General features: G+C 74.0%; 14 protein-coding genes. 7 read left to right on the top strand and 7 right to left on the bottom strand.

Annotation, left to right across the window (positions count from 1 at the left end):
* Positions 1-38: 38 nt before the first annotated feature.
* The 4 genes from DBP14_RS18160 to DBP14_RS18175 form a co-directional block, all read right to left on the bottom strand.
* Complete coding sequence (locus tag DBP14_RS18160; protein WP_129311932.1) at positions 39-1,397, bottom strand: PrsW family intramembrane metalloprotease; 1,359 nt, start codon at positions 1,395-1,397, stop codon at positions 39-41.
* A 66-nt stretch (positions 1,398-1,463) separates the two neighbouring features.
* Positions 1,464-2,330 carry a tRNA (guanosine(46)-N7)-methyltransferase TrmB gene (gene trmB, locus DBP14_RS18165; RefSeq protein ID WP_129308230.1) on the bottom strand — a complete coding sequence of 289 codons (867 nt, stop codon included), beginning with the start codon at positions 2,328-2,330 and terminating at the stop codon, positions 1,464-1,466.
* Between the two features lie 978 nt (positions 2,331-3,308).
* Positions 3,309-4,517 carry an L-2-hydroxyglutarate oxidase gene (gene lhgO / locus DBP14_RS18170; RefSeq protein WP_129308231.1) on the bottom strand — a complete coding sequence of 403 codons (1,209 nt, stop codon included), beginning with the start codon at positions 4,515-4,517 and terminating at the stop codon, positions 3,309-3,311.
* A gap of 201 nt (positions 4,518-4,718) precedes the next feature.
* Positions 4,719-6,143, bottom strand: a complete 1,425-nt coding sequence (locus DBP14_RS18175) for an MFS transporter (protein ID WP_129308232.1) — start codon at positions 6,141-6,143, stop codon at positions 4,719-4,721.
* Between the two features lie 701 nt (positions 6,144-6,844).
* On the opposite strand from DBP14_RS18175, the gene DBP14_RS18180 reads away from it, so the two are divergent.
* The 3 genes from DBP14_RS18180 (at position 6,845) to DBP14_RS18195 (ending at position 15,862) form a co-directional block, all read left to right on the top strand.
* Positions 6,845-9,013: an asparagine synthase-related protein gene (locus tag DBP14_RS18180; protein ID WP_129308233.1), complete on the top strand. Its 2,169-nt coding sequence runs from the start codon at positions 6,845-6,847 to the stop codon at positions 9,011-9,013.
* Between the two features lie 435 nt (positions 9,014-9,448).
* Positions 9,449-11,686, top strand: a complete 2,238-nt coding sequence (locus DBP14_RS36100) for an NEW3 domain-containing protein (protein ID WP_164992351.1) — start codon at positions 9,449-9,451, stop codon at positions 11,684-11,686.
* 861 nt (positions 11,687-12,547) lie between these two features.
* Positions 12,548-15,862 carry a BTAD domain-containing putative transcriptional regulator gene (locus DBP14_RS18195; RefSeq protein ID WP_206739289.1) on the top strand — a complete coding sequence of 1,105 codons (3,315 nt, stop codon included), beginning with the start codon at positions 12,548-12,550 and terminating at the stop codon, positions 15,860-15,862.
* On the opposite strand, the gene DBP14_RS18200 is transcribed toward DBP14_RS18195, so the two are convergent.
* On the bottom strand, positions 15,859-17,541 hold the full coding sequence (locus tag DBP14_RS18200; protein WP_241741255.1) for a sigma-70 family RNA polymerase sigma factor: 1,683 nt from the start codon (positions 17,539-17,541) through the stop codon (positions 15,859-15,861). The genes DBP14_RS18195 and DBP14_RS18200 overlap by 4 nt on opposite strands.
* Before the next feature lie 141 nt (positions 17,542-17,682).
* On the opposite strand from DBP14_RS18200, the gene DBP14_RS36105 reads away from it, so the two are divergent.
* The gene (locus tag DBP14_RS36105) at positions 17,683-17,943 is read left to right on the top strand and encodes a hypothetical protein (RefSeq protein WP_164992352.1); all 261 of its coding nucleotides are present in this window, start codon (positions 17,683-17,685) and stop codon (positions 17,941-17,943) included.
* Positions 17,944-18,481: 538 nt separating this feature from the next.
* Here DBP14_RS36105 and DBP14_RS18205 read toward each other — a convergent pair.
* Positions 18,482-19,339 (bottom strand): helix-turn-helix domain-containing protein, encoded by an 858-nt coding sequence (locus DBP14_RS18205; protein WP_129308235.1) that lies wholly within the window; start codon positions 19,337-19,339, stop codon positions 18,482-18,484.
* Positions 19,340-19,717: 378 nt separating this feature from the next.
* Here DBP14_RS18205 and DBP14_RS18210 point away from each other — a divergent pair, with 378 nt between their 5' ends.
* Positions 19,718-21,097 carry an NAD(P)/FAD-dependent oxidoreductase gene (locus tag DBP14_RS18210; RefSeq protein WP_129308236.1) on the top strand — a complete coding sequence of 460 codons (1,380 nt, stop codon included), beginning with the start codon at positions 19,718-19,720 and terminating at the stop codon, positions 21,095-21,097.
* Between the two features lie 130 nt (positions 21,098-21,227).
* On the top strand, positions 21,228-22,964 hold the full coding sequence (locus DBP14_RS18215) for a SpoIIE family protein phosphatase (RefSeq protein WP_129308237.1): 1,737 nt from the start codon (positions 21,228-21,230) through the stop codon (positions 22,962-22,964).
* A 265-nt stretch (positions 22,965-23,229) separates the two neighbouring features.
* Here the strand turns inward: DBP14_RS18215 and DBP14_RS18220 are convergent, their stop codons facing one another.
* Positions 23,230-24,492 carry an MFS transporter gene (locus tag DBP14_RS18220; protein WP_206739455.1) on the bottom strand — a complete coding sequence of 421 codons (1,263 nt, stop codon included), beginning with the start codon at positions 24,490-24,492 and terminating at the stop codon, positions 23,230-23,232.
* A gap of 148 nt (positions 24,493-24,640) precedes the next feature.
* Between DBP14_RS18220 and DBP14_RS18225 the strand changes: the two genes are divergently transcribed.
* The gene (locus DBP14_RS18225) at positions 24,641-25,189 is read left to right on the top strand and encodes a MarR family transcriptional regulator (protein ID WP_129308239.1); all 549 of its coding nucleotides are present in this window, start codon (positions 24,641-24,643) and stop codon (positions 25,187-25,189) included.
* The last annotated feature ends 520 nt before the right edge of the window (positions 25,190-25,709 follow it).

Here is a 25,709-nt window from a genome sequence, read left to right on the forward strand (position 1 = left end):
TCCGGGGTTCCGTGCGGCGGGGACGCGTGCGGCCGGACCTACGTCCGGTACGGGTTGTGCGCGGAGTACGGCACGGCCGGATAGCCGTAGTAGTCCTGGCCGTAGCCCTGGCCGTAGCCCTGTCCGTAGTCCTGGCCGGGGAGGTGGCCGTAGCCGTAGGCGGGCCAGTAGGGCGCCGGCGCCCGGGCGGACGCGCGGGTCGCGTACTCCAGCGCCGGCCAGGCCACGCCCCTCCGCGCCCACAGCTCGGACAGCAGCTCCCGCTCGCGTACGGCGAAGTCGGCCGGGGCCCTGCCCAGCCGCGCCCGGTGCCGCAGGAACGCGAGCGAGGTGGCGCAGGCCTCGTACCGCGCGACCGTCCGCCCGGCGGGCCGGCCGCCGAAGTGGTGCCGGGCGTACTCGCGGGCCATCCGCCGCGCCCGCATCGACCCGAGGACGTACGGTTCGGCCGGGCCCAGCCACCCCGCGAACACATACGCCGGCAGCTCCTCCCGCACGGTCCGCAGTTCCCGCTGCCGGGTCCAGATCGCGAGCCAGGTCAGCAGGCCGAACGCGGGCACCATGAACAGGCCGTAGACGGCGAAGAAGCCGTACGCCCCGAAGGTCGAGGAGCCGTTCCAGAAGGCGTGCATGCCCATCGCGAGCAGCAGGCCGCCGAGCGGCAGCAGCACGCGCCGGGCGCGCTGCCCGTCCCCCGCGAGTGCGCCGGTGCCGAAGCCGATGCCGGTCAGGACGGTGAACAGGGGGTGGGCGAACGGGGACATCACGATGCGCACGAAGAAGGTGGCGGCGGTGACGGAGGCGATGCCGCGGCCGCCGGTGAGCTGGTCGGTGCCGAAGGCCGTGCCCAGGTAGAGGATGTTCTCGGTGAACGCGAAGCCGGTCGCGGTGATGCCGGCTATCACCACCCCGTCGACGATCCCCGTGAAGTCCCGTCTGCGGAACAGGAAGAGCAGCAGGACGGCCGCCGCCTTCGCGGACTCCTCGACGATCGGCGCTATCACCGTCGCGCCGAGGGTGTCGGCGCCGGCCGGGTCCGCCGTGGAGGTGGCTATCCAGTGCGTGGCGAAGCTGTTGGCGACGATCGCGATCAGCGCCGCCGCGCACGCGCCCCACGCGAAGGCGAAGACCAGGTTGCGCCAGGGGCCCGGTTCGACCCGGTCCAGCCAGCGGAACGCGGCCGTCAGCCAGGGCACGGGCAGCACGGCCAGCCCCAGCCCGACCAGGAAGCCCTCCGTGCCGGTCTGCCTTCGCACCAGCGCCAGGATGACCAGCCCGGACAGCGCGAGCAACGTGATCAGTGCGCCGTACCGCACCCAGCCGCGCTGCCACCAGTGCGGGTGCCGGAGGGCGGCGTCGCCGGGTCCGGCGCCGGCGCCGGCTCCGGTGGGCGGTATCGGGTACGGGGCACTGGTGGGCGGCACGGCATCGACCCTAACGGTGACGACAACGAGGGGCTGTTGTCACTGCGCTTCCGGCTGCCCGTCCCGCGGTGACCGGTGGGGTACGCGGCGGAACAGCAGATCACGCACCACATGTCCCTTGTCCAGTCCCTGGCCCTCGAAACGGGTCAGCGGCCGGAACTCGGGGCGCGTCGCGAAACCGCCGTCCGCCTGGGTGTTCTCGAAGTCCGGGTGCGCGTCCAGGACCTCCAGCATCTGCTCGGCGTACGGCTCCCAGTCCGTCGCGCAGTGCACGATCGCTCTGGGCTTCAGCCGGGTGGCGGCCAGCGACAGGAACTCGGGCTGGATCAGCCGCCGCTTGTGGTGCCGCTTCTTCGGCCAGGGGTCCGGGAAGTAGACGCGGAGGCCGTCGAGGGCGTCGGGGGTGAGCATCTCCCGGAGCAGGATGATCGCGTCGCCGTTGCCGACGCGGACGTTGCCCAGTCCGTTGCGGTCGGCGAGGTTGAGGAGGTTGCCCTGGCCCGGGGTGTGCACGTCCACCGCGAGGATCCCGGTGTCCGGGTCGGCGGCGGCCATCTGGGCGGTCGCCTCGCCCATCCCGAACCCGATCTCCAGCACGACGCTCTTCACGCCGCCGAACAGTTCCCCCAGGTCGATGACCCGCTGCCCATCGATGTCCAGCCCCCACTGGGGCCACAGCCGCTGCAGCGCGTCGGCCTGCCCGGCCGTGACCCTGCTCCGCCGCGGCTGGAAACTCCGGATCCGCCGCTCGAAGTGCGACCCCGCGGGATCCGCCTTCGGCCCGTCCGGAAACCGCGGCTCCCCCTTGGCCCGGGTATGCCGGACCGACACCCCGGGCACATGCGGTGCCCCCGACGCGACGGGTACGGACCGAGGGACATCGGAAGAGTTCAAGGAATCAGCCACAGTCCCCCAATTTTACGACCCCCACCCCACCCCCACCCGCAACAGACCCCATCCCACTTCCCGAGCCACCGAGCGCCCGACAACGGCGCCGCCCCGGCCGCCGGCGCAGGACCCCGCACACCTCCTCGCCCCACCGAGCGCCCGGCAATGGCGCCCCCGCCCGCCCTGCCGACGGGCCCGGCCGCCGCGCGTACTCGCTCGCCCCACCGAGTGCCCGGCAACGAAGCCCCTGTCAGGTCCGGCCGCCATCGCCGCTCGCCGACCCGCCCGTGATGGCGGCCGCTCGCCCACTGCCCGGGGGCCGGGGGTCTTCTCGCCCGCCGAGCCGCCGGCAATGGCGCCGGCTTTGCCGAGGGGCCCGGCTGCGAGTGCTTCCAGTCCACCCTGCTACCGCCCCTGCTGCCTTCGCCATCCCGCCGGCCCGGCCGTTCTCGCTGCCGCGCTGAGTCGCCCGTGACGGCGGCCGCCCGCCCGCCGAGCCGCCGCGCCTGCCGCTCGGCCCGGCCGTTCTCGCTGCCGCGCCGGCCCGCCGGCCCGCCCGTGACGGCGGCCGCCGGCCCATCGAGCCGCCGTGCCTGCCGCTCGGCCTGGCCGTCTTCCCCGTCCCGCCGGCCGGCCCGTGACGGCGGCCGCCGGCCCATCGAGCCGCCGTGCCTGCCGCTCGGCCTGGCCGTCTTCCCCGTCCCGCCGGCCGGCCCGTGACGGCGGCCGCCGGCCCATCGAGCCGCCGTGCCTGCCGCTCGGCCTGGCCGTCTTCCCCGTCCCGCCGGCCGGCCCGTGACGGCGGCCGCCCGCCCGCCGAGCCGCCGTGCCTGCCGCTTGGCCTGGCCGTTCTCGCTGCCGCGCCGGCCCGCCGGCCCGCCCGTGACGGCGGCCGCCCGCCGGACTTGGGGTTTCGGTGGCCTTTTCAACTGCCGAGTCGGGGGGTGGGTGGGCGGAGGTCGGGGGTCCAGGGGGCGGAGCCTCCTGGGGTGGGGGCTACGGGGAACCGAGCAGGTTCAGGACCCGGCGCCCGACCTCCCTGCCGATCGGCAAGGATGCCGTGGCCGCCGGGGACGGTGCGTTCAGTACGTGGACGGCCCGCGCGGACTCCCGGATCAGGAAGTCGTCCACCAGCGTCCCGTCCCGCAACACCGCCTGCGCCCGCACCCCCGCAGGGGCCCGCACCAGGTCCTCCGACTCCACCGCCGGCAACAGCCTCCGCACCGCCCCCAGGAACGCCCTCTTGGACACGGACCGGGCCAGCTCCCCGGCCCCGTATCTCCAGTGCTGCCGGGCGATCGCCCAGGATCCCGGCCAGGCCACCGTCCCGGCCAGCTCCCGGGGCCGTACGACCCCCCACCCGTACCCCTCGCGGGCCAGCGCCGGCACCGCGTTGGGCCCGATGTGGACGCCCCCGTCGATCCCCCGGGTCAGATGCACCCCGAGGAACGGGAACGCCGGATCCGGCACCGGATACACCAGTCCCCGCACCAGCTCCGGCCGGGCCAGCTCGTAGTACTCCCCCCGGAACGGCACGATCCGCACCCCGGGCTCGTCCCCGGCCAGCCGAGCCACCTCGTCGCAGTGCAGGCCCGCGCAATTCACCAGCACCCGCGCTCGCACGACCTCCCCGCCCGAGGTCAGCACGGCCACGCCCCGCTCCGGCCGCCGGTCCACCCGGACGACCCGCGCGCCGTACCGGATCTCGGCGCCCGACGCTCGCGCCAGCTGCCGCGCGACGGCCACGTAGTCGCACACCCCGGTCGTCCCGACGTGTATCGCGGCGAGTCCGCGCACCTCCGGCTCGTACTCGCCGATCTGCGCGACGCCCAGCTCCCGCACCGGGATCCCGTTCTCCCGGCCGCGCTGCACGAGCGCGTGCAGCCGGGGCAGCTCCTCCTTCTCCGTGGCCACGATCAGCTTGCCGGTGACCGCGTGCGGAATGCCGTACTCGGCGCAGAACTTCACCATCTCGGCGGCGCCCCGCACCGCGTACCGCGCCTTGAGGGAGCCCGGCCGGTAGTAGATCCCGCTGTGGATCACCCCGCTGTTGCGCCCCGTCTGGTGCCGGGCGGGCCCCGCCTCCTTCTCCAGCACGGTCACCCGCGTGCCCGGTGCGGCCCGCGTGACGGCGTACGCCGTGGCCAGCCCGACGATCCCCCCGCCCACGACGAGCACATCACAGTCGTACGCCCCGACCGGCACCGAGCACCACCTCCACTCCCGATAGTGCACTGCGCCACTGACAACACCTTCAAACTCCGGCCGCCGGCAGCGCCCCGAAGGGGCGCGGGGCAGTGTCGACATGCGGCTCCGCCGCGCGGGCGCGACAAGCCACAACGCGCCCGCACCCGCAAGATCACCGCACCCGGCAGACGCCAAGCGGCCCCAAGCCGAGCCGCGGCACTACGCCGGAGCCATCAGCAACGGCCGGGCCCGCTCCCGCAGCTCCACCACCCGGGGCTCGTCCCCGTACGGCTCCAGCCGGTGCAAAAGATCCCTCACATACTCGGTGGTCCGCGCCGACGAGATCCGCCCCGCCACCTCCACCGCCCGCACCCCCTGCTCGCAGGCCGCGTCCAGGTTCCCCGACTCCAGCTCGGCGACGGCCGACACCACCAGCCGCAGCCCGTGCGACCGCACGAACTCCTCCGTCGGTTTCGACAGCGCCTGCTCGGTGAAGCGCCGCACCTGGCGCGGCGCCTTCAGGTCCCGGTAGCACTCGGCGGCGTCGGCGGCGAACCGGTCGTAGCCGTAGAAGCCGAGCCAGGAGGGATCGTGGTCGCCGTCCCTGGACCGCTCCAGCCACCCCTCCGCCGCCTTCAGCGCCGCGCCGGCCGCCTGCGCGTCCGCCGCGCGCGCGTGCGCCCGCGCCTCGACCAGCCGGAAGAAGCTCATGGTCCGCGCGGTCGCCAGCCCCCGGTTGCGTTCGACGGCGGCCTGCGCGAGGTCGACGCCCTCGTCACCGAAGCCGCGGTACGTCGCCTGCAGGGACATCGACGCCAGCACGTACCCCCCGAGCGGCACGTCCGCCGCCGCGCGCGCGAGCCGCAGCGCCTGGATGTAGTACCGCTGGGCGGCCTCCTGCTGGCCGGTGTCGAAGGCCATCCACCCGGCGAGCCGGGTCAGTTCGGCGGTGGCCCCGAACAGGGCGCGGCCCACCTCGTCGGAGTAGGAGCCGAGCAGCAGCGGCGCCGCCTCCACCCGTAAACACTCCGGGACCATGGACGAACGCCAGTCGCCGCCGCCGTACTTGGAGTCCCAGCGTCTGGCGTCCTCGGCGGCCTCCCGCAGCTTCCCCACGTCGCTGTGGCCGACTTTGATCGGCGCGCCGGAGCCCTCGGCGGTGTTCGCCTCGCGCGCGACCGAGCTGTCGGCGGGGGTTATCAGCCACCGGGAGGCGGGCGTCGCGTACGCGCTCACCGCGAACGACCCGGCCAGCGACTGCCAGATGCCGCCGGAGCCGGCCCGGCGGCCGGCCAGGTCGAGCCGGTACAGCTCCGTCGCCGAGCGCACCGCCTGTCCCACGTCGCGGGGGAAGGCGAGGCCCACTTCGGGGGCGGGATCCGCGTCCGCCAGGCCGATCTCGTGGAGCGGCACCGGGCGGCCGAGCTTCTGCCCGATGGCGGCCGCGATGAGGTGCGGCGCCGCTCCCTGCGGCACCATCCCCTTCGACACCCAGCGCGCCACCGAGGTCTTGTCGTAGCGAAGTGTCAGCCCGCGTTGGGCGCCAAGGTCGTTGACGCGGCGCGCGAGTCCTGCGTTGCTGATTCCCGCGAGGGCGAGAACGGCGCCGAGCTTTTCGTTCGGCCCGCGTTGCTCCCTGGACATGCGCCACCCCTCGACACAGACGGCTGCCGCGCTGGCATAACCACGCGGCATTCGTAAACCCAGCGTAGTTCGCCGCATCCCAAGCGTTAAGGGGCATTGTTCCGGTTGGCGGGATTGTGGTCCGTACGGCAGTACGGTCCTGTACGCACCGTGCACGGCCGTCGGGACGTGCCCCCGGCCGTGTGGCCGTGCGCCCGTCCGTGCGCTCTTCTCCGGCCACCGGGGGAGCGGTTCCATGGCTCGTGCGTGGGTCGGCCCGCTGTACTGGATCCAGCGGGCTGGGGGACACCGCCACCTACATCCCCGCGGGTGGCGGACCGGTCCGGGAGGCGACACCCGCCTCCCGGACTGTGCGCGTCAACTGCCGCCCGTGTGCTGCGCAGAGCCTGTACGGAGCGTGCGCGCGCCTTCTGGCATGCCGATGATTTGGCCGAAAATCGCCCCTGCCGTAGGTGGGTGATTACCGCCCCCACCATGGGACTTGAGGGCGCAGAGGGCGTCCAAAGGGAGTGAACCGGGGGCGCATTCGCATCGTAGCGGGTGGGTACCGTACGGGAGTTCGTGCGTTGCCGGGCACGCGCGCGTCGACGCGTTCCCCCGATCGAAGGCGGCGCCGGCAGCCCTCCGGAGCGGCCCCTTCATGGCAGCATGGGGTCCGGTTCGTACGGTGCACTGGTTGTCCACGGTCTGTGGAGGCGTCCATGCGGTGGTTGGTGGGATGGAGCAGCACCGCCGCGAGTGCCGCCGGGTTCGGTTCCCCGACCGGGTACAACGGTCCCGCGACCGAGTACGGCGGTTCCGCGAGCGGCTACGGCGGTTCCGGCGGTGTGTCCGGATACGCCGGTTCGGCCGGGGCCACCGGATACGACGGCGAGACCCTGCACCCGGTCGGCTCCCAGCTCCTGTGGGGCGACCCCGACCCGCTGTGGGCCGTCGGCGACTGGCGGCCCGACGAGGTGCGCGTGGTGCGGGCCGACGCGCAGAACCGGATCGCCGTCCTCGGTACCTGCGGCGCCACCGACGAGCAGCTGCGGCTCGGTCTGATCGCCGCGCGCGGGGGCGCGCTCAGACACCTGACCAACTGGCCCGGCAGCTACACGGCCGTCGTGCAGGTGGGCCGCCGCATCACCGTGTGCGGCGACCTCGCGGGCGCCCGCCCGGTGTTCCACACCCCCTGGGCCGGCGGCACGGCCTACGCCACCGCCGCCCTGCCGCTCGCCGACCTCATCGAGGCGAACCTCGACTTCGGGCACCTCGCGGCCCTGCTCGCCGCCCCCGACGTACCGGCCGCGTTGCACGACACCACCCCCTACGACGGCGTACGGCGCATCCCGCCGGGGCACGCGCTGGTGCTGCGCGCCGGTGCGCGGGAGATCGCCGGGTACGAGCCGGTCGCCTCCCTCGCTGTGGCAGCGCCCCCGGCCGACGCCGACAGCGCGGTGGACGCCGTACGGGACGCGCTCGTGGAAGCCGTGCGCGCCCGGCTGTCGGCGCCCCGGCACGTGCCCGACCTCGACCCCGGGCCGGTACCCGGCATGGGTCCCGCCGCACGGCGCGCCGCGCGCGGGATGCCGGTTCCGGGGATCGGCGCCGACCTGTCCGGCGGACCGGCCTCGGGCACGCTCGCGCTGCTGGCCGCCGGACTTCCCGGCATGCCGGGCACCCTGCTGGGCCACGGCACGGGCGCGGGCGAGCGGCTGCTCGCGGTCACCTTCAACGACCTGGCCGTCGGCGGACGCGAGGCCGAACTCGAACGCGCGGGTGCCCTCGCCGCCAACCCCCGGCTGCACCACGTGGTGGTGACGGGCGCCGAGGAGACCCTGCCGTACGCCGACCTCGACGGTCCCCTCACCGACGAACCCGGACCATCGCTGGTCTCGGCGGCCCGGCACCGCGCGCGGCTCGCCGCCGGCAGCGCCGACCACTTCACCGGGCACGGCGCCCGGCAGGTCCTGGACGCCCACCCGGCCCGCCTCGCCGACCTCCTGATGGACCGCCAACGGCGCCACCTGGTCCGGCCGGTCGCCGCGCTGACCAAGGCCGACGGCTCGGTGATGGTCCCCGCGCGCGTGTACAGCGCGGCCCGGCGGCTGGCGCGCACCCCGTACCGGGCGGGCGTGGAGGCGCTCGCCGAGCGGCTGATGCGGCGCCGCTTCGACGAGCCGCACGGTGCGGTGGGCGCGTCCCTCGCCGCCCTGACCTGGGCGGGACCGGGTCCGGCCGCACGCTGGCTGACCGGGGAGGCGCTGGCTGAAGTATCGGTTCTGCTCCAGGGCTCGCTGAACCGGTCCGCGCTCGGCCCGGGACAGCGCCCCGGCGACTACCGCGCGCGGGCGGCCCTCGCCCGGTCCGCCGCCGACCTGCGCGTCCTGGAACAGGCCGCCGAGATCCGCTCCCAGCGTCTGCACTCGCCCTTCCTCGACAACCAGGTCGTCCGCGCCTGCCGCGCCCTCCCCGAGGCCCTGCGCGTCAAGCCCGGCGCCCGCTCCGCGATCCTCCGCACGGTCCTGCAGGGCGCCGGCGTCAGCGACCTCCCGCCCGGCTGGGGCACCCCGTCCCACGCGTCGTCGGCAGCGGCGGCACGCGCGGGCCTGCGGCTGGCCGCCGACACCCTGATGGACCTCTTCACCACGCCCCTGCTGGCGGAGGCCGGCCTGGTCGAGGCCCGCGTGGTCCGCCAGGCGGTACGGGCGACCGCCGACGGCGACCCGCTGCCCCACGACGGCCTCGCCGACCTCGTCTCCCTCGAACTCTGGCTGCGCCGCCTCCTCGCCCGCAGGGGCACCTGCTGGACCGGCACCCCGGCCCGCGCCCGAGCGGTCCCCTCCGGGATCACCCCGAGAAGGGGAGCGCTGGCACCGGGGGTGTGAGGGGCGCGTCCGCGGGTGTTGGAAGGGCGCCTCCGCGGGTGTCGGAGGGGCGCGTCCGCAGGTGTGAGGGCGCGTATCGGGCTGTGCCCGGGCCGCGTTCAGGAGTCCTGCCGCGCCCCCGAGCCGACGAAGCCTGCCCGGCGTCGGACCCGGGTGCCGCCCTGTCGGCGGAGCCTGCCCGGCGTCGGACCGGGTGCCGCCCTGTCGGCGGAGCCTGCCCGGCGTCGGACCCGGGTGCCGCCCTGTCGGCGGAGCCTGCCCGGCGCTGGACCGGTTGTCGGCCGTAACGGAGTCCGCGAGCCCCGAGCTGCACGTTGGCCACTTCATTCATGCTCGGTTCTGCGCGAAACGCGCTTGCTTATTGCATGTATGAGCGGCAGTGGAGCAGGATGTGGGCGCCATGTCGGTCCTGACGTGTCCCAGACGGGAGTTCCCGTGTTCGAGAGAGCCCGCACCACGCGCAGTCGTCCGCCCGCCCCGCCTCGCCCCGGCGCCGCGACACCGCCCCGCCGAACGGCCGGAGGCCGCCGGGCACTGGCGCTCGCGGCCGTCCTGTCCGCACTGACCCTCGGGGGCCTGGCCGGGCCGGCCGCAGCCGAGTCGCCGAAGGACGCCGCGTACCCGAACTTCGCACCGACGCCGCCCATGGGCTGGAACAACTGGTCGTACTACGGCTGCGACATCAGCGAGGCCACCGTCCTCGCCAACGCCCGCGCCCTGGTCTCCTCGGGACTGGCCGCCAAGGGCTACGACACCGTCACCACCGACGACTGCTGGATGAGCCACAGCCGGGACGCCGACGGCAACCTCGTCGCCGACCCCCAGCGCTTCCCGCACGGCATGGCCTACGTCGGCGAGCAACTGCACGCCATGGGGCTGAAGTTCGGCATCTACGAGGACGCCGGCACCTCCACCTGCGGCGGCTACCCCGGCAGTTACGGGCACATCCGGCAGGACGCCGACCTCTTCGCCGAGTGGAAGGTCGACTACCTGAAGCTGGACGGCTGCAACGTCCCCGTCCCCGCCGGGCAGAGCGCCGACGACGTGTACCACGGCATCTACGGCGACATGAGCCGGGCTCTGCTCGCCACGGGGCGCCCCATCGTCTTCTCGGTGTCCGCGCCCGCGTACTTCGAGGGCGGCAGCGACTGGCACCACGTCATCTCCTGGTCCGCGCAGGTCGGCAACCTGTGGCGGGAGGGCCGCGACATCGCCATGGAGCCCGGTTCGGCGCGCGGCAAGTGGTCGTCGATCAAGTACAACTACGGCTACAACGTCCAGCTGGCGGACCTGCAGAGTCCGGGCCGCTGGAACGACCCGGACTTCCTCCTCGCCGGCCAGTCCCGGCTCACCGGTGACGAGATCCGCAGCCAGATGTCCCTGTGGTCGGTGATGGCGGCCCCGCTCATCTCCAGCACCGATCTGACGAAGGCCTCGCCCGACGCCCTCTCGGTGCTCGGCAACGAGGACGTCATCGCGGTCGACCAGGACGCCAAGGGCCTGCAGGGCCGCATCGTGGGCCACGGCGACGGCTACGACGTGCTGTCCAAGCCCCTCGCGAACGGCGACCGCGCGGTCGCCCTGTTCAACTCCTCCGACGAGGCACGGACCATCACCACCACGGCCACCGAGGCGGGGCTGCCGGCCGGGACGTCGTACGTGCTCAAGGACCTCTGGTCGAAGAAGACCACGCAGACCACCGGCACCATCGCCGCGAACCTGCCCCCGCACGCCACCGCGCTGTACCGGGTCCACACCGGCACCGCGCACCGCGCGCAGCCCGCCACCGCGATCACCTGGACCCGGACCGGCGGGGACGGCACGGCCTCCACCTGGAAGGTGAGCCTCGCCGACCACGGCCCGACCGGTCTCACCCGGGCCAGGCTGACCGTGGACACGCCCGAGGGGTGGACCGTCAGCCCCTCGACGGCCTCCCTCGGCCGCGTCGCGCCCGGCACCGCGAAGAGCGTCACCGTCACCGTGACGGGCCCCGACGCCAAGCCCGGCACGACGGTCAGCACGCTGACCGCGAAGGCGGACTACCGCGCGGGCGGCGCCGGTACGGGGACCGCGTCCGGTCAGGCGTCCGTCGTCACCGACGTGCCCTACCCCAGCCTCGCCGCCGCCTTCGACAACACTGGCATCACCAGCGAGTCCGCGCCCCCGGCCCCGGGCAACTACACCACCGGCGACTTCGACGGGGACGGCGACACCTACTCGGCCCAGGCGCTCGCCGCGGCCGGTGCGACGCCGGGCGCCGAGATCAGCAAGAACGGTGTGACCTGGACCTTCCCCGACAGCGCGCCGGGCACCCCGGACAACGTCGCCGCCGCGGGGCAGTCCATCACCCTGACCGGCAGCGGCTCGGAACTGTGGTTCCTGGGCGCCGAGGCCGGGTTCACCTCCGGCCAGGTCAAGGTGACCTACACCGACGGCTCCACCAGTACCGGCAGCCTCGGCTTCCCCAACTGGTGCTGCACCGACGGCACGGAGTACGGCGCGACCACCGTCGTCACCACCGACCACCGCAACACCCCGGCCGGCCCGGCCAACTACGGCATCGGCTACAAGCTCTTCGGCAACCCGATCCCCCTGACCCCGGGCAAGACCGTACGCACCGTCACCCTCCCGGACGCCGACCAGATCCACGTGTTCGCGATCAGCGTGCGGTGAGGGGCACCTCGCGGTGAGCGGCCACCTGGCGGTGAGCGGCCACCTGGCGGTGAGCGGCCACCTGGCGGTGAGCGGCCACCTGGCGGTGAGCGGCCACCTAGCGGTGAGCTGAGCGCCGGGTGGTGAGCTGACCGTCTTGCCTCGGTGCCCCGGGTCCTCTGGATCGCAGGACGCCGGGGTGGCGGGTGGCCAAGGGGCGGCCAAGGGGTGGCCGAGGGGCGGCCAAGGGGTGGCCGAGGCGGGCAGCGGGCGGCCGAGGACGCCGTTACCCGCCGGACGGCCGGTATCCGTCCGTCCCCCGAGGCAGGCCGGACGGCCGTTCCCTCGCCGGACAGCCGTTCCCTCGCCGGACAGCCGGACAGCCGGACAGCCGGACAGCCGGACAGCCGGACAGCCGGACAGCCGGACAGCCGGACAGCCGGACAGCCGGACACCGGTATCCGGCGGACACCCCGGGCAGTCGGGCAGTCGGGCTGGACAGCCGGCCCCTCGCCCCCCGGCGGGCACCGGCCCCTCGCCCCGGGCGGGCACCGGCCCCTCGCCCCGGGCGGGCACCGGCCCCTCGCGCCGGGCGGGCACCGGCCCCTCGCGCCGGGCGGGCACCGGCCCCTCGCGCCGGGCGGGCACCGGCCCCTCGCGCCGGGCGGGCACCGGCCCCTCGCGCCGGGCGGGCACCGGCCCCTCGCGCCGGGCGGGTACCGGCCCCTCGCGCCGGGCGGGTACCGGCCTCGCGCCGGGCGGGTACCGGCCCCTCGCGCCGGGCGGGTACCGGCCTCGCGCCGGGCGGGTACCGGCCCCCGCGCCGGGACCCCCGCCGCAAACTCCCGTGCCCCATCCCCACCACCCGGTGACAATGGCCCCGTGCGGTACAGAATCCTGGGCGTGGCCCGAGCGACGGACGACCACGGCGACCCACTGTCCCTTGGCGGCCCCCGTCTCCGCGCCCTCCTCACCGCCCTGGCCCTGCGCCCCGGCCGCACCACCACGTCCGACACCCTGATCGACGAGATCTGGTCCGGCGACCCGCCCCAGGACGCCATCGCCGCCCTCCAGGCCCTCGTCGCCCGGCTCCGCCGTACCCTCGGCCGGGACACCGTCACCTCCACCCCGGGCGGCTATCGCTTCGAGGCCGCCGAGGACGACATCGACCTGCACGTCTTCGAACGCCTCGCCCGAACCGGCACGAAGGCCCTCGCCGCCGACGACCCGGCCACCGCCCACCGTGCCCTCACCGACGCCCTCGCCCTCTGGCAGGGACCGGCCCTCGCCGACCTCCCCGACCGCACGGCCGCCACCCGCCCCGAGGCGCTCCGCATGGAGGCGACCCGCGCGCGTGCCGCCGCGGCCCTCGACCTCGGCCGCGCCGGGGACGTCGTACCGGAGCTGACGGAACTGACCACGGCCCACCCCTACGACGAAGCCCTGCACGCCCTCCTCATCCGCGCCCTGCGGGACACCGGCCGGCCCGCCGACGCCCTCGCCGCGTACGAGTCCGCCCGCCGCACCCTCGCCGACGCCCTCGGCGCCGATCCCGGCCCGGAGCTCCAGTCCCTGCACGCTTCCTTGCTGCGCCCGCGGGCCCAGGGCACCCCCGCCGCCCCGCCGCTCGCCCCACCGCCCGAACGGACCGGCAATCTGCGTCCACGCCTTACCTCTTTCGTGGGGCGGGAACCCGAACTCGACGCCATTCGTTCCGATATGCACAGGGCCCGCCTCGTCACCCTCACCGGACCGGGCGGCTCAGGAAAGACCCGCCTCGCCGAGGAGGCCGCCGCAGGGCAGCCCCAGGCATGGCTGGTCGAGCTGGCCCCGCTCGACCGGCCTGAGGCGGTGCCCGGCGCGGTGGTCAGCGCGCTCGGTCTGCGCGAGACCGTGCTGCTGCCCCACGACCTGGCGACCCCGCAGGCCGACCCCACGGCCCTGCTCGTCGAGTACTGCGCAGCGCGCGGCCAGCTCCTGATCCTTGACAACTGCGAACACGTCATCGGCGCGGCAGCCGCCCTCGCCGAGACCCTCCTCACCCACTGCCCGGGGCTCACGATCCTCGCCACCAGCCGCGAACCCCTGGGCGTCCCCGGTGAGTCGGTGCGCCCGGTCGAACCTCTCGTCCCCGAGCAGGCGCACCGCCTCTTCACCGAGCGCGCCGCCGCCGTCCGTCCCGACGCCGAGGCCGTGCTCCGTGACACCGAGGCCGTGGCCGAGATCTGCCGCCGCCTGGACGGCCTGCCCCTCGCCATCGAACTGGCCGCGGCCCGGCTCCGGCTGCTCACCCCGCGGCAGATCGCCGACCGGCTCGACGACCGCTTCCGCCTCCTCACCTCCGGGAGCCGCACGGTCCTGCCCCGCCAGCAGACCCTGCGGGCCGTCGTCGACTGGTCCTGGGAGCTGCTCGACGAGCGGGAGCGCGGTGCGCTGCGCGAGGTCTCGGTGTTCGCCGGCGGCTGGGACCTCGCGGCGGCCGAGGCCGTGTGCACCGGCCCGGCGGCGGAGCTGATCGGCGCGCTCGTCGACAAGTCCCTCGTCGTCGCCGCCCCCGACGGCCCGGACAGCACCGGCGGCATGCGCTACCGCATGCTGGAGACCATCCACGAGTACGCCGCCGAGCGCGCGGCCGAACTCCCCGAGGCGTGCGCCGCCGCCGAACGGCGCCACCGCGCGTGGGTGCGCGCCCTCGTCGAGGAGGCGGAGCCCCGGCTGCGCTCGGCGGACCAACTGCCCTGGATCGACCGCCTGGAGAGCGAACTCGACAACATCCGCACGGCCCTGGACCGCGCGGTGCGCGACGGCGACGAGGCGGAGGCCGTCGCGATCGTCCTCGCCATGGGCTGGTTCTGGTGGCTGCGCAACTACCGCCAGGAGGCCGTGGAGTGGATCGACCTGGTGCTCCGCCTCGGCATCGCCCTGGACACCCGGCGCGGGCAAGCGCCCCCGGGGAGCTCGCTGTCGGAGCTGGTCGAGAGGGCCGACCAGGTCGGTGCCTTCCTCGCGGCGGACGACGATGCCGGTCATCCGCTGGCCGAGAGGCGCATGGACCTGCGGATGCTCTACCTCTTCATGACGTCCGAGACCGGCACCGCCGAACTGCTGAACGACCCGCGGGCCCCGGACTACATCGCGCGCGTGCGGGTCGCCTACGAGCGCGGCGGACCACAGGCCGCCCGGCTCCCGGGCATCGTCTGGCCGCTGACCGCCTACTACCTGGGCGGCCCGGCGGACGTCGGCCCCGACATGTCCGCGTCGGTCGCCAACTGCCGTACGCACGGCGGCGACTGGGAGGTCGGCGTCACCCTGATGTACCGCACGCACATGGTCGTCGACTCGCCTGGCAACCTGCGCGGCGTCGACGAGGACCTCGCCGAGCTGCGCTCGCTCAGCCGCCGCGTCGGAGACCGCTGGATGCGTGCCCAGGTGTGCAGCGCGGCCGGCGAGGCGGCCATGGCGCGCGGCAGGTTCGAGGACGCGCGTGGTGAGTACGAGGAGGCGCTGCGACTCGCCTACGAGGTGGGCGCGTACGCCGAGTCGCCGTTCCTGCTGGCCCGGCTCGCCGACGTGGCCCACCGCTCGGGTGACCGCCCGGCTGCCCTGGCCGCCCTGGACGAGGCGGGCTCGGCCGCCGACCGCTACGGGGTGGTGGAGTCCCGTGCCTTCGTCCAGCTGATGCGGGCGCGCATCGCCGTGCACGACGGTGACCTGCCGCTCGCGCGGGCGCTGTACGACGGAACCCGGGCGATGGCGGCCGCGGGCACGCCGCCCCCGCAGTTCGAGGCGGAGCTGTGCGGACTCGACGCCCTCATCACGGCCGGAGAGCTGGGCCCGGAACACGGTCTGTCCGTCGTGACCGCCGCGCTGCGGGGCGCGGTGGAGCAGCGGTGCGCCGAGGCGGTCACGGCGGCTCTGGCGGACATCGCGGCCGACCTGGTGGCCCGGACCGGCGATCTGCCGGGCGCGGTACGGCTGCTGGCGGCCGCCGACCACTGGCGGGACGGGAACCCGCGCCCCGAACCGGACCGCGCCCGTGCGGCCCGTGTTGACGCGGCAGCACGTGCGGCGATGCCCCCCGAGCGGTACGCGGCCGAACGCGCGCGCGGCACGGCGTCCGACCCGGCGGACGTCCTGCGGGACCTGGACCGTCCGGCGCCGCACCGGGCCGGCGGGGCGGCCGAGGACCGGCCCTAGCGGCAGGTGAAGCGGGAGTCGGCCCAGTCGGCGAGTGCCGCCCGGTCGAAGGCGTTGCTGTGCGGTGAGACGACGAGCGTCACGGTACGGCGACCGGTCAGGTCCACGTGCACCGGTACGGCCGGATCCCGGCCCTTGACCATGCCGGACTCCCACAGCCGCGCCCCGTCGGCGTACACGGAGAAGGAGACCTTGCCGAGCCCGAGGGTCATGTCGTCCACACCGGCGAGGGCGTCGTAGGCGGTGCACGAGCGGTTGAGATCGATGGTGACGGAGGAGTCGCCGCGGACGGTGACACCGCGCGCGTACTGCTTGCCGCCGATGGACATGCCGTAGCGCTGCCACACCCAGCTGCTCTCCCGCAGCCGCATCTCGGGCCGGGTCCCGTCACCACCGATGTCGTAGCGCAGGTCGCTCCACTGGTACACGGTGGGCGCCGGCGGGGGAGGCGGCGTCGGGGTCGGCGTGGGCGTGGGTGTCGGGGTGGGCGTGGGCTTCGGGGTCGGTGTCGGGGTGGGACTCGGGGTCGGCCGCGGCGTCGGCCTGGGCGGCGGGGTCGGGGTGGGCCGCGGGGCGAGGACCACCGGTTCGGGCCTCGGCGCGGCCTTCGGCGGGGCGGGCGGCTTCTTCGACGGCGTGGGCGCGGGGGGCGTCTGCCGGACGATCGGCGTGGGCGGCGCCGGCTCGGCCACCTTGGCCGGATGGCTGTCGTTCACCAGGGCCAGTGCCACCGCGGCGGCGGCCACCGTGACCACTCCGGCGGCGATGCCCGCCTTCACCGGCGCGCCCAGCGCCTCCGAGGCGACGGCACCGCCCGCGCCGCCGGCCCCGCCGGACGAGCCGCCGGCCGCGGCCGCAGCGCCCGCGGCGCCGACTCCGGCGCCACCGGCGACGAGCCCGAGCGCCTTCGCGTATCCGGCGGCCCCGAACCAGCCGATGACCGCGACCGGGACGACGGCGGGGATGCCGCTCGCCACTTCCTCGATCTGGGCGGCGGCCAGCCGGCACCGGGCGCATTCCTCCAGGTGCTTGCGCAGCCCCCGCTCGGCGCGGACGCGCAGCTTGCGACGGGCGTAGGTGCCGAGCTGGTCGGCGTAGCGGGCGCACTCCTCGTCGCCGGTGAGGGTGGCGCTGACGTGGGCCTGCAAATAGGCCTGTTTCAGGCCCTCGCGGGCGCGGCTGGCGAGCACGCGCGTGCCGTTGGCGTCCAGGCCGAACAGGACGGCGACCTCGCTCGGGGATTCGTCCTCCACCTCGGTGTGCCACAGCACGGCCTGCCAGCGTTCGGGCAGCGAGCGGAAGGCCCGCATGGCCATGGACTGCTCGGCCTCGTGCAGGGCGCGGACGTCGGCGCCGAGGTCCAGCGTGTCGTCGTCGGCCACCTCGGAGGGGCGGGTGGCCTGCTGGGCGAAGACGGCGAAGTCGTCGACGAGTTGTTCACGTCTGGCGGATTTCGTCCAGTGCGCGGCGACGCGGCGCACGGAGGTGAGGAGGTAGGCGCGCACGGCGTGCTGCGGACCGGATCCGCCGCGCACGGCCTGCAGCATGCCGGCGAAGACCTCGGCCGTCAGGTCGTCGGCGGTGTGCCCGTCCCGGCAGCAGGTGCGCGCATACCGCCGCACGGCGTCCGCGTGCCGCCGGTACAACTCCTCGTAGGCGGAGTCGTCCCCGCCCCGCATCCGCCCGACCAACTCCCCGTCCGCCGCCGGCACCTCCCGCGCCGGCGGCAACACACTCCCCTCCCGCTGAGCGGGAACACTCTCTTCCCCACTCCGACGAAGGGACTCCCGCCGCCCGGAGCCGCCTGGACCGAAGGAAGGTTGGTCATCGGCTGGCCCCCGCTGGCCGAAGGGGCGCTGGTCACTCGCAGGACCCTGCTCACCCGAAGGACGCCGGTCGTCCGCGGGACCCCGCTGACCGGAGACGGCACGGCCGTCGGCGGAATCCTGCTCACTGGAGGAACCGTGGCCATCGGCACGCTCCCGGGCACCGCCGGAGCCCGGTCCACGGGACGGTCCGCGTCCGCCCTGGCTGGGCACCTGCGGCGACCCCAGCCCGGATGCCTCACCCTCGCCGTGTGACTCGTCAACGCCCATCCCGGAAAGCCCCCGACACCGGCCCAGCCCAACCCATCACGGCTCAGCCTGCCACATCCCCCTCCCCCGGGACCCCCACTCCCACCCGCATCCACTCATCCGAGGACCCGCACCCCGCCCAGTACGGAAACCCACTCGAACGAGGACCCTCCGCCCGAAGCAGGCAGCCGCCAACGCCGCTCCCGCACCACGGGGGTCCCCGCACCCGCCCGTGAACGTCGCATCGCAACCGTCCCATGGGCACGCGGTCGCCGACGGACCGCCGTCCCCGAGCCGGCGGCCGCCGACGGCGTTCGCGCCCGGCAGGGGCCACCCGCACCCAACCGTGAGAGCCGCAACCGCCCCACGGGCTCGCCACGCCGACAGGCCGCCGTCCCGGATTTGGCAGCCGCCGAGATGCCGCCGTCCCCGAGCCGGCAGCCGCCGACGGTGATTGCGCCCCACAGGGGCCACCCGCACCCGACCGCGAATTTGCACGGGTGGTGCGGGTGGGAAACAGAATCCCGCCGAAGGCGGGCCGGCGTCAGGCGGGCCGGGACCGCAGGCCCTCCAGGAGGATGTCCAGGAGCCGTCCGGACGCCGCCGCCTGCTGCGCCGCATCCGGCAGGGAGGGCGCCGCCGTGGCGATCACGAGCAGCACGTCGGCCACGGACACGTCCGCCCGCAACGCCCCCGCGCCCCGAGCCCGGTCGACCAACTGCCCGACCACGTCGAGCAGCGCGGCGACCCCGCTGTCCTCGGCCTCCCCGCCCAGTTCCGCGCCGAGCACCGAAGGCTCCGGCACCAGCCGCAACTCGGCCGCCCCGGAAGCCCCCGGCTGCGACCGCTGCGCCGGCACCCGAGCCTCCTCGGCCCCGGCCTCGGCGCCCACCTCGGGCTCCGCCTCGGCGACACCGACCCGCAGCACCTGCGGCGGCAGCAACCGCCCCGCCCCCGACGCCACCGACGTCCGCAGGAACCGGGACAGCGCCGACCACGGCTCGTCCTCCTGCCCCAGCGCCGCCCGCGCCTGCTCGGTCAGCCGTGCGGTCTCCTCCTCGGCTATCCGCCGTACGAGGACGTCCTTGCTCGGGAAGCGCCGGTACACCGTGCCGACACCCACCCGGGCGCGCCGCGCCACATCCTCCATCGGCGCGCCGTATCCCAGCTCGCCGAACACCTCACGCGCCGCACGCAGCACGTGCTCCAGATTGCGCTGTGCGTCCACCCGCAGCGGCGTCGTCCGCGCGTCCGCGCGCCCGTTCCCCGCCGAGGCGACACCCGCCCCGGCGACTCCCGCCGAGGCGACATCCGCGGCGTGCACCGCCCGGCCGCCGCCGTCGCTCACCATGGCCGCCGTCGCCGTCGCGGATGCCCAATGCGTCGTGTCCTGAACATGCATGTGTTTCCCCCGGTACATGACGTCTCCCCCCGGAGACTCCCCGTCACTGAATCAGGGATGCGCGGAAAGCGGCATCGGTCCCGAGCGGATCCGCCCGTCGCGAACCCGTTCGACCACATTCCCTACACCCCGTCGACACACGAACATAGTTGAGAGGGGGTCAATTCAGAAGGGGGAGGTTCCGCACAGAGCGCCCCCCGATCGGAGTACGGGGCAGGTACGTCCCGATTCCACACCTTCGCTCCCCCTCGTCCGCCCCCGCTGACCTGCCCCCTTTCGTCCACCCCCGGCGCCCCGCCCGGCCACACGCACACACGCTCGCCGGTCACACAAATTGCCGGGGCTGTGGACAAACACCAGAGACGGGTGCGTCATGGGATGGTGAAGGAACGTGCGCGCATTCTCGTTGTCGGTGGCGGCTACGTCGGGATGTACACGGCGCTGCGGCTGCAACGGACGCTGAAGAACGAGCTCAGGCAGGGCACCGTCGACATCACTGTCGTCACTCCCGACCCCTATATGACGTACCAGCCGTTCCTTCCCGAAGCGGCCGCCGGTTCGATCTCCCCCCGCCATGTCGTCGTACCGCTGCGCCGCGTGCTGGACCAGTGCCACATCATCGTCGGCGAGGTGACCTCCATCGACCACGCGGTGCGCACCGCCGCCCTCAAGACACTCGCCACCGAGGAGGAGGGCCGGGCCACCGAGCTGATCACCTACGACGAACTCGTCCTCGCCCCCGGCTCGATCTCCCGCACCCTGCCCGTCCCCGGCCTCGCCGAGCACGGCATCGGCTTCAAGACCGTCGAAGAGGCCATCGGCCTGCGCAACCACGTCATCGAGCAGATGGACATCGCCTCCTCCACCCGCGACCCCGCGATCCGCGACGCAGCCCTCACCTTCGTGTTCGTCGGCGGCGGCTACGCCGGCGTGGAGGCGCTCGGCGAACTGGAGGACATGGCCCGCTACACCGCCCGCTACTACCACAACCTCCGCCCCGAGGACCTGAACTGGATCCTCGTGGAGGCCGCCGACCGCATCCTCCCCGAGGTCGGCGAGGAGATGGGCCGCTACACCGTCACCGAACTGCGCCGCCGCAACATCCAGGTCCTCCTCGGCACCCGCCTGGAGTCCTGCGTCGACCGGGTCGCCGTCCTCAGCGACGGCCGCCGCTTCCCGACCCGTACGGTCGTGTGGACCGCCGGCGTCAAACCGCACCCCCTGCTCGCCGCCACCGACCTGCCGCTCACCGACCACGGCCGGCTGAAGTGCACCGCCGAACTCACCGTCGACGGCGCCGCGCACGCCTGGGCCGCCGGCGACGCCGCCGCCGTCCCCGACGTCACCGCCACCGAGCCCGGCACGCTGACCGCGCCCAACGCGCAGCACGCCGTCCGCCAGGCCAAGGTCCTCGGCGACAACATCGCCCACGCACTGCGCGGCGAGCCCCTGGAGACGTACGCGCACAAATACGTCGGCTCCGTCGCCTCCCTCGGCCTGCACAAGGGCGTCGCCCAGGTCTACGGCCGCAAGCTGAAGGGCTACCCTGCGTGGTTCATGCACCGCGTCTACCACCTCAGCAGGGTGCCCACCTTCAACCGCAAGGCCCGCGTCCTCGCCGAATGGACCCTCGCCGGGCTGTTCAAACGGGAGATCGTCTCGCTCGGCTCACTCGAACATCCCCGAGCGGAGTTCGAACTCGCGGCCGGTGGAAAGCCTCCTCACAGCCCCTCGGACGACCCGAAGGGGTCGTCCTGACCGGACCGCGGAACTCCACGGCCCGCTGAGGCGTCTGACGGATGCCGCCGCGGCCCGCACCTGCCAGACTGCCCCACGACCTTGGACGGGCACCCGCCCGTTCCTCAGCACCCACGAGGCTTTCCCCACTGTGAACTTCACGCGCTGGAGCGCCCGGCTCCCCGGAACACAGCGCCGCGCCGCCGCGCGGACCGACGAGCAGGCGGTCCCTGCGGACCGGCGGGGAGAAGGCTCGGTACCCGCGGCCCGCGTCGAAAAGCTGACCGACATCGATATCGACCAGGGCGCCGGCACCGGCACCGCCATCGGCACCCTGCCGGCCGGTCCGGCCGTCGACCAGCTGCCCGCGCGCGACGTCCTCGACCGCGTACCCGCCCTGGTCGCCCTCGTCCACGGCCCCGACCACCGCATCGCCTACGTCAACGACGCCTACACGGCGGCCTTCGGCGTACGGCACCTGGGCGCGCCGGCCCGCGAGGCGCTCCCCGAACTCGCCGAACTCGGTCTGCTGCCGCTGCTCGACCAGGTGCTGCGCAGCGGCAAGCCGCGCACCCTGAAGTCCCGCAAGGCCGTCGACGGCCGCTCCTACACCTTCACCTGCACCCCCGCCGCCGACGGCACGGGCGGCACGGGCGGCACGGGCGGCGCCGGCGACAGCGGGGACCGGGCCGGGGGCGGGGCGGTGCTCGTCTTCGCCACCGACGTCACCGACCACGCCGAGGCCGCCGAACGCCTGCGCGCCAGCGAGCGCCGCCAGCGCGAGACGGCGGTCACCCTCCAGCGCTCCCTGCTCCCGCAGGAACTGGAACAACCCGACGACCTGCGCATCGCCGCGACCTACCAGCCCGGCGGCACCGAGGCCGCGGTCGGCGGCGACTGGTACGACGTCATCACCCTCGGCGGCGGCCGCACCGCGCTCGTCATCGGCGACGTCATGGGCCGCGGGGTGCGCGCCGCCGCGGTCATGGGCCAGCTCCGTACGGCGGTCCGCGCGTACGCCCGCCTCGACCTGCCCCCGCACGAGGTGCTCCAGCTCCTCGACGGCCTCGCCACCGAGATCGACGCCAACCAGATCGCCACCTGCGCGTACGCCATCCACGACCCCAACGAGGGCCGCCTGGTGTACGCCTCCGCCGGCCACCTCCCGATCCTCGTCCGCGACGAGAACGGCACGGTCCGGCGCGCCGACGAGCCCACCGGGCCGCCGCTCGGCACCGGGGGCTGGATGCACGCGTCCGGCTCGATCCCCCTCGGCCCCGGCGCGACGGCGGTCCTCTACACCGACGGCCTCGTCGAACGCCGCAACGAGGACCTGGACGAGGGCATCGCGGCGCTGGAGCGGGCCCTGTCGGGGGCGACGGGGAGCCCGCAGGTCGTCTGCGACCGGCTCGTCCGCTCGGCCGGCGTCACCGCCGACCACGACGACGACGTCGCCGTCCTCGTCCTGCAGCATCCCGCGCGGACCGGCCCCGAGGGCGAGCTGTTCCGCAACGCGGCGCTGGAACTCCTCGGCGGGGTGGAGGCGGCGCCGCGCGCGCGGGCGTTCGCCTCCGGCGTGCTGACCAGCTGGCGGTTCCCCGCCGAACTCCACGATCTGGGGGTGCTGGCCGCGAGTGAGCTGGTCGCCAACTCGCTTCAGCACGGGACGCCGCCCATGCGGTTGCGGCTCCGCCGCACCGATCGCCGTCTGATCATTGAGGTGACCGACGGCAACGATCATCTGCCCCGGCGCCGGCAGGCGGAACCGGCCGACGAGTCCGGGCGCGGGATCGCCATCGTCGCCACGATCGCCACCCACTGGGGTTCCCGCAGGACGCCTGGCGGCGGCAAGGCCGTCTGGTGCGAGTTCCTCCTGCCGAGAGCTTGACCACCCCGGGCGCGGATCCCTGCTCGGCCGCGGGCCCGTCGTGGCTTGTCGCGCAGTTCCCCGCGCCCCTGTCGGGGCGCTGCCCCGCTGGGTCCGTCCCCGGCTGCGGCACCGTCGTGGTCGCTCGCACAGTTCCCCGCGCCCCTTGAGGGGCTCGTCGTAGCTGCGGGCATGCGTGCCGCTAAGGGCGGCACGGGTGGGCGCAGCGGCACCTTGGCAGCGCCGGTAAGCGTTCCCACCCCCGGTCGGCACCGGCACCGGGTGCCTACGCCTCCGCGGTGACCGGTTCTGGTGCCGGGCCTCGGGCGATCACGCGGGTGCGGTGGTGCCAGGGCCTGTCCTGGGCCGGGGACAGGTGCCGCCCGAGGCGTATCGCGAGCGCGCTGATGCCCAGCGACACCAGCAGGAACGTCACGACGTACGGCCCGTGCAGGGATGCCGCCAGCGGACCCCCCACCGCCGGCCCCACGGCCAACGCCAACTGCTTGACCAGCGCGAACACCGAGTTGTACTGCCCGGCCAGCCCCTCCGGCGCCAGATCCGCCACCAACGGCGCGACCGTCGGAGACAACATCGCCTCACCCAGCCCGAACAACGCGTACGTCGACACGAACGCCGCCGTCGCCATCTCCTGGCTGCCGTGCCCGAGCCCCGCGTACCCCGCGGTCACCCAGGCCACCGCCCAGATCAGTCCCACACCGGCGATCACCCGCGACCGACGCCGCCGCTCGACGAACTTCAGCACCGCGAACTGCGCGACCACGATCATCATCGTGTTCGCCGCCAGCGCCGTCCCCAGCGCGGACGTCGATATCCCGGCCGCCTCGACCCCGTACGCGCTCAGACCCGACTCGAACTGGCCGTAGCACGCGAAGAACAGCACGAAGCCGAGCACACAGAGCTGCACCATCGCCCGGTTGCCGAGCAGCCGCTTCCAGCCGCCCTTCGCCGCCGACCCGGCCGGCGCGTCCTCGATCCGCGGCGAGTGCGGCATCCGCACCGTCGACATCACGACGACCAGCACCAGGAACATCGCCGCCTCGATCGCGAACAGCAGCGTGAAGGAGGAGACCCGCGTCGTGTCGACGAGGTGGCCGCCTATGAGCCCGCCCACGCCCAGGCCCAGGTTCTGCAGGAAGAACTGCGTCGCGAACGCCCGCGACCGGGTGTCCGCCGACGAGCAGTCCACGATCATCGTCGCGAGCGCGGGCTGCATCACGGCCTGCCCGGCCCCCAGCGCCGCCGCCGACAGCAGCACCGCCACGGCGTTCCCCGCGAGCCCCAGGCTCAGCGCACCCAGTGCGGCCAGGACCAGGGCGGCGAGCAGGACCGGCAGGGGGCCGCGCCGCACGATCGCCCGGCCGGCGAACGGCAGCACGATCAGCGCGGCCACGGCGAAGACGGCGAGAACCAGTCCCGCCGTCATGGCCCCCAGCCCCCGCACCTGCGCCACGTAGACGTACAGGTAGGGGACCGTGAAGCCGAGCCCGAAAGCGCTGAGTGCGTTGCCCACGTGGATCCGGCGCATCGCTGCGCCCATCGCCCTGGTCACGTTCACCTCTTCCACAAGTGAGTAGTGAAGCCTTAGGAGTGAAGACTTCAAAGCTAAAGTTCGAAGCTAAAGAGTACACACCGAAGGACTTCAAGGCAAAGTCGCCGCATGCGATACTTCGGCCATGGCCGAGACCCCCGGCGTCACGGAGCCGACGCTCGAAGAACAGATCGCCGCCTACCAGCGCGAGTTCCAGGACCTCGACCCCCAGGTCGAGAAGATCGTGTCGGCGCTGTCCCGCCTGAACCGCCGTATGAACGTCGCGTACGGCCGTCAGACCGCCGACCTCGGCATCAGCAACGCCGAGTGGGAGGTGCTCAAGGCCCTTGTGCTGTCCGGCGCCCCCTACCGCCTGGGTCCCAGCGACCTCGCCAAGCGGCTCGGCCTCACGCCCGCCGCCATGACGCACCGCATCGACCGCATGGTCACGGAGGGCCTCGTCACTCGTGAGCGCGACGAGTCCAACCGGGTCAGGGTCATCGTCGAGCTGACCCCGGAGGGCCGCGAGAAGTGGCTGGAGGCGATGCGCCTGGCGACCGTCTTCGAGGAGGACCTGCTCCAGGACCTGACCCCCGCCGAGCGCGCGGTCCTCGGCGAGGTCCTGACCAGGCTCCTGCGCCGCGTCGAGCACGCCCAGCCGGACGCCGGCGGGCGGCTCAGCGACCTGGACTGAGCCAGCGAAAAGATCTTGACAGGGGATGCTTGACACGCCTCTGCCTGATCCGTAGAGTTCTCCGGGTTGCCGCCGAGCCGTAACGGTTCTCCGGCAACACCTCCGCCGCATCGAGCGGCACCTCACACCATCAGCACGATCTCCCGACGGGATTGATTTCGGCGTGCCCGAATTCAATTCGAATAGGGAGCCGGCGGCCCGATTGGGAATCGTCGGCCGGATCCGCTAAGGTTTGAGACGTCGGAACGGCCCAACAGTCGCGAAGACAAGCCCCGCTGACTGGGGGTCAGGCCCGAAAGGATCTGATAGAGTCGGAACCGCCGGAAAGGAAACCGCGAGAGCGGAAACCTGGAAAGCACCGAGGAAATCGGATCGGAAAGATCTGATAGAGTCGGAAACGCAAGACCGAAGGGAAGCGCCCGGAGGAAAGCCGCGAGAGAGTCTCTCGGGTGAGTACAAAGGAAGCGACCGTTCCTTGAGAACTCAACAGCGTGCCAAAAATCAACGCCAGATATGTTGA

The organism is Streptomyces sp. L2 (genome assembly GCF_004124325.1).
In the GTDB taxonomy this organism is placed as follows: Bacteria; Actinomycetota; Actinomycetes; order Streptomycetales; family Streptomycetaceae; genus Streptomyces.

Bases quoted from the DNA above. Each gene is read 5' to 3' on its own strand.
- DBP14_RS18205 (WP_129308235.1), bottom strand. From the start codon at position 19,339: ATGCATGTTCAGGACACGACGCATTGGGCATCCGCGACGGCGACGGCG.
- DBP14_RS18225 (WP_129308239.1), top strand. From the start codon at position 24,641: ATGGCCGAGACCCCCGGCGTCACGGAGCCGACGCTCGAAGAACAGATC.
- DBP14_RS18175 (WP_129308232.1), bottom strand. From the start codon at position 6,143: ATGTCCAGGGAGCAACGCGGGCCGAACGAAAAGCTCGGCGCCGTTCTC.
- DBP14_RS18210 (WP_129308236.1), top strand. From the start codon at position 19,718: ATGGTGAAGGAACGTGCGCGCATTCTCGTTGTCGGTGGCGGCTACGTC.
- DBP14_RS18180 (WP_129308233.1), top strand. From the start codon at position 6,845: ATGCGGTGGTTGGTGGGATGGAGCAGCACCGCCGCGAGTGCCGCCGGG.
- DBP14_RS18220 (WP_206739455.1), bottom strand. From the start codon at position 24,492: ATGCGCCGGATCCACGTGGGCAACGCACTCAGCGCTTTCGGGCTCGGC.
- DBP14_RS18200 (WP_241741255.1), bottom strand. From the start codon at position 17,541: ATGCGGGGCGGGGACGACTCCGCCTACGAGGAGTTGTACCGGCGGCAC.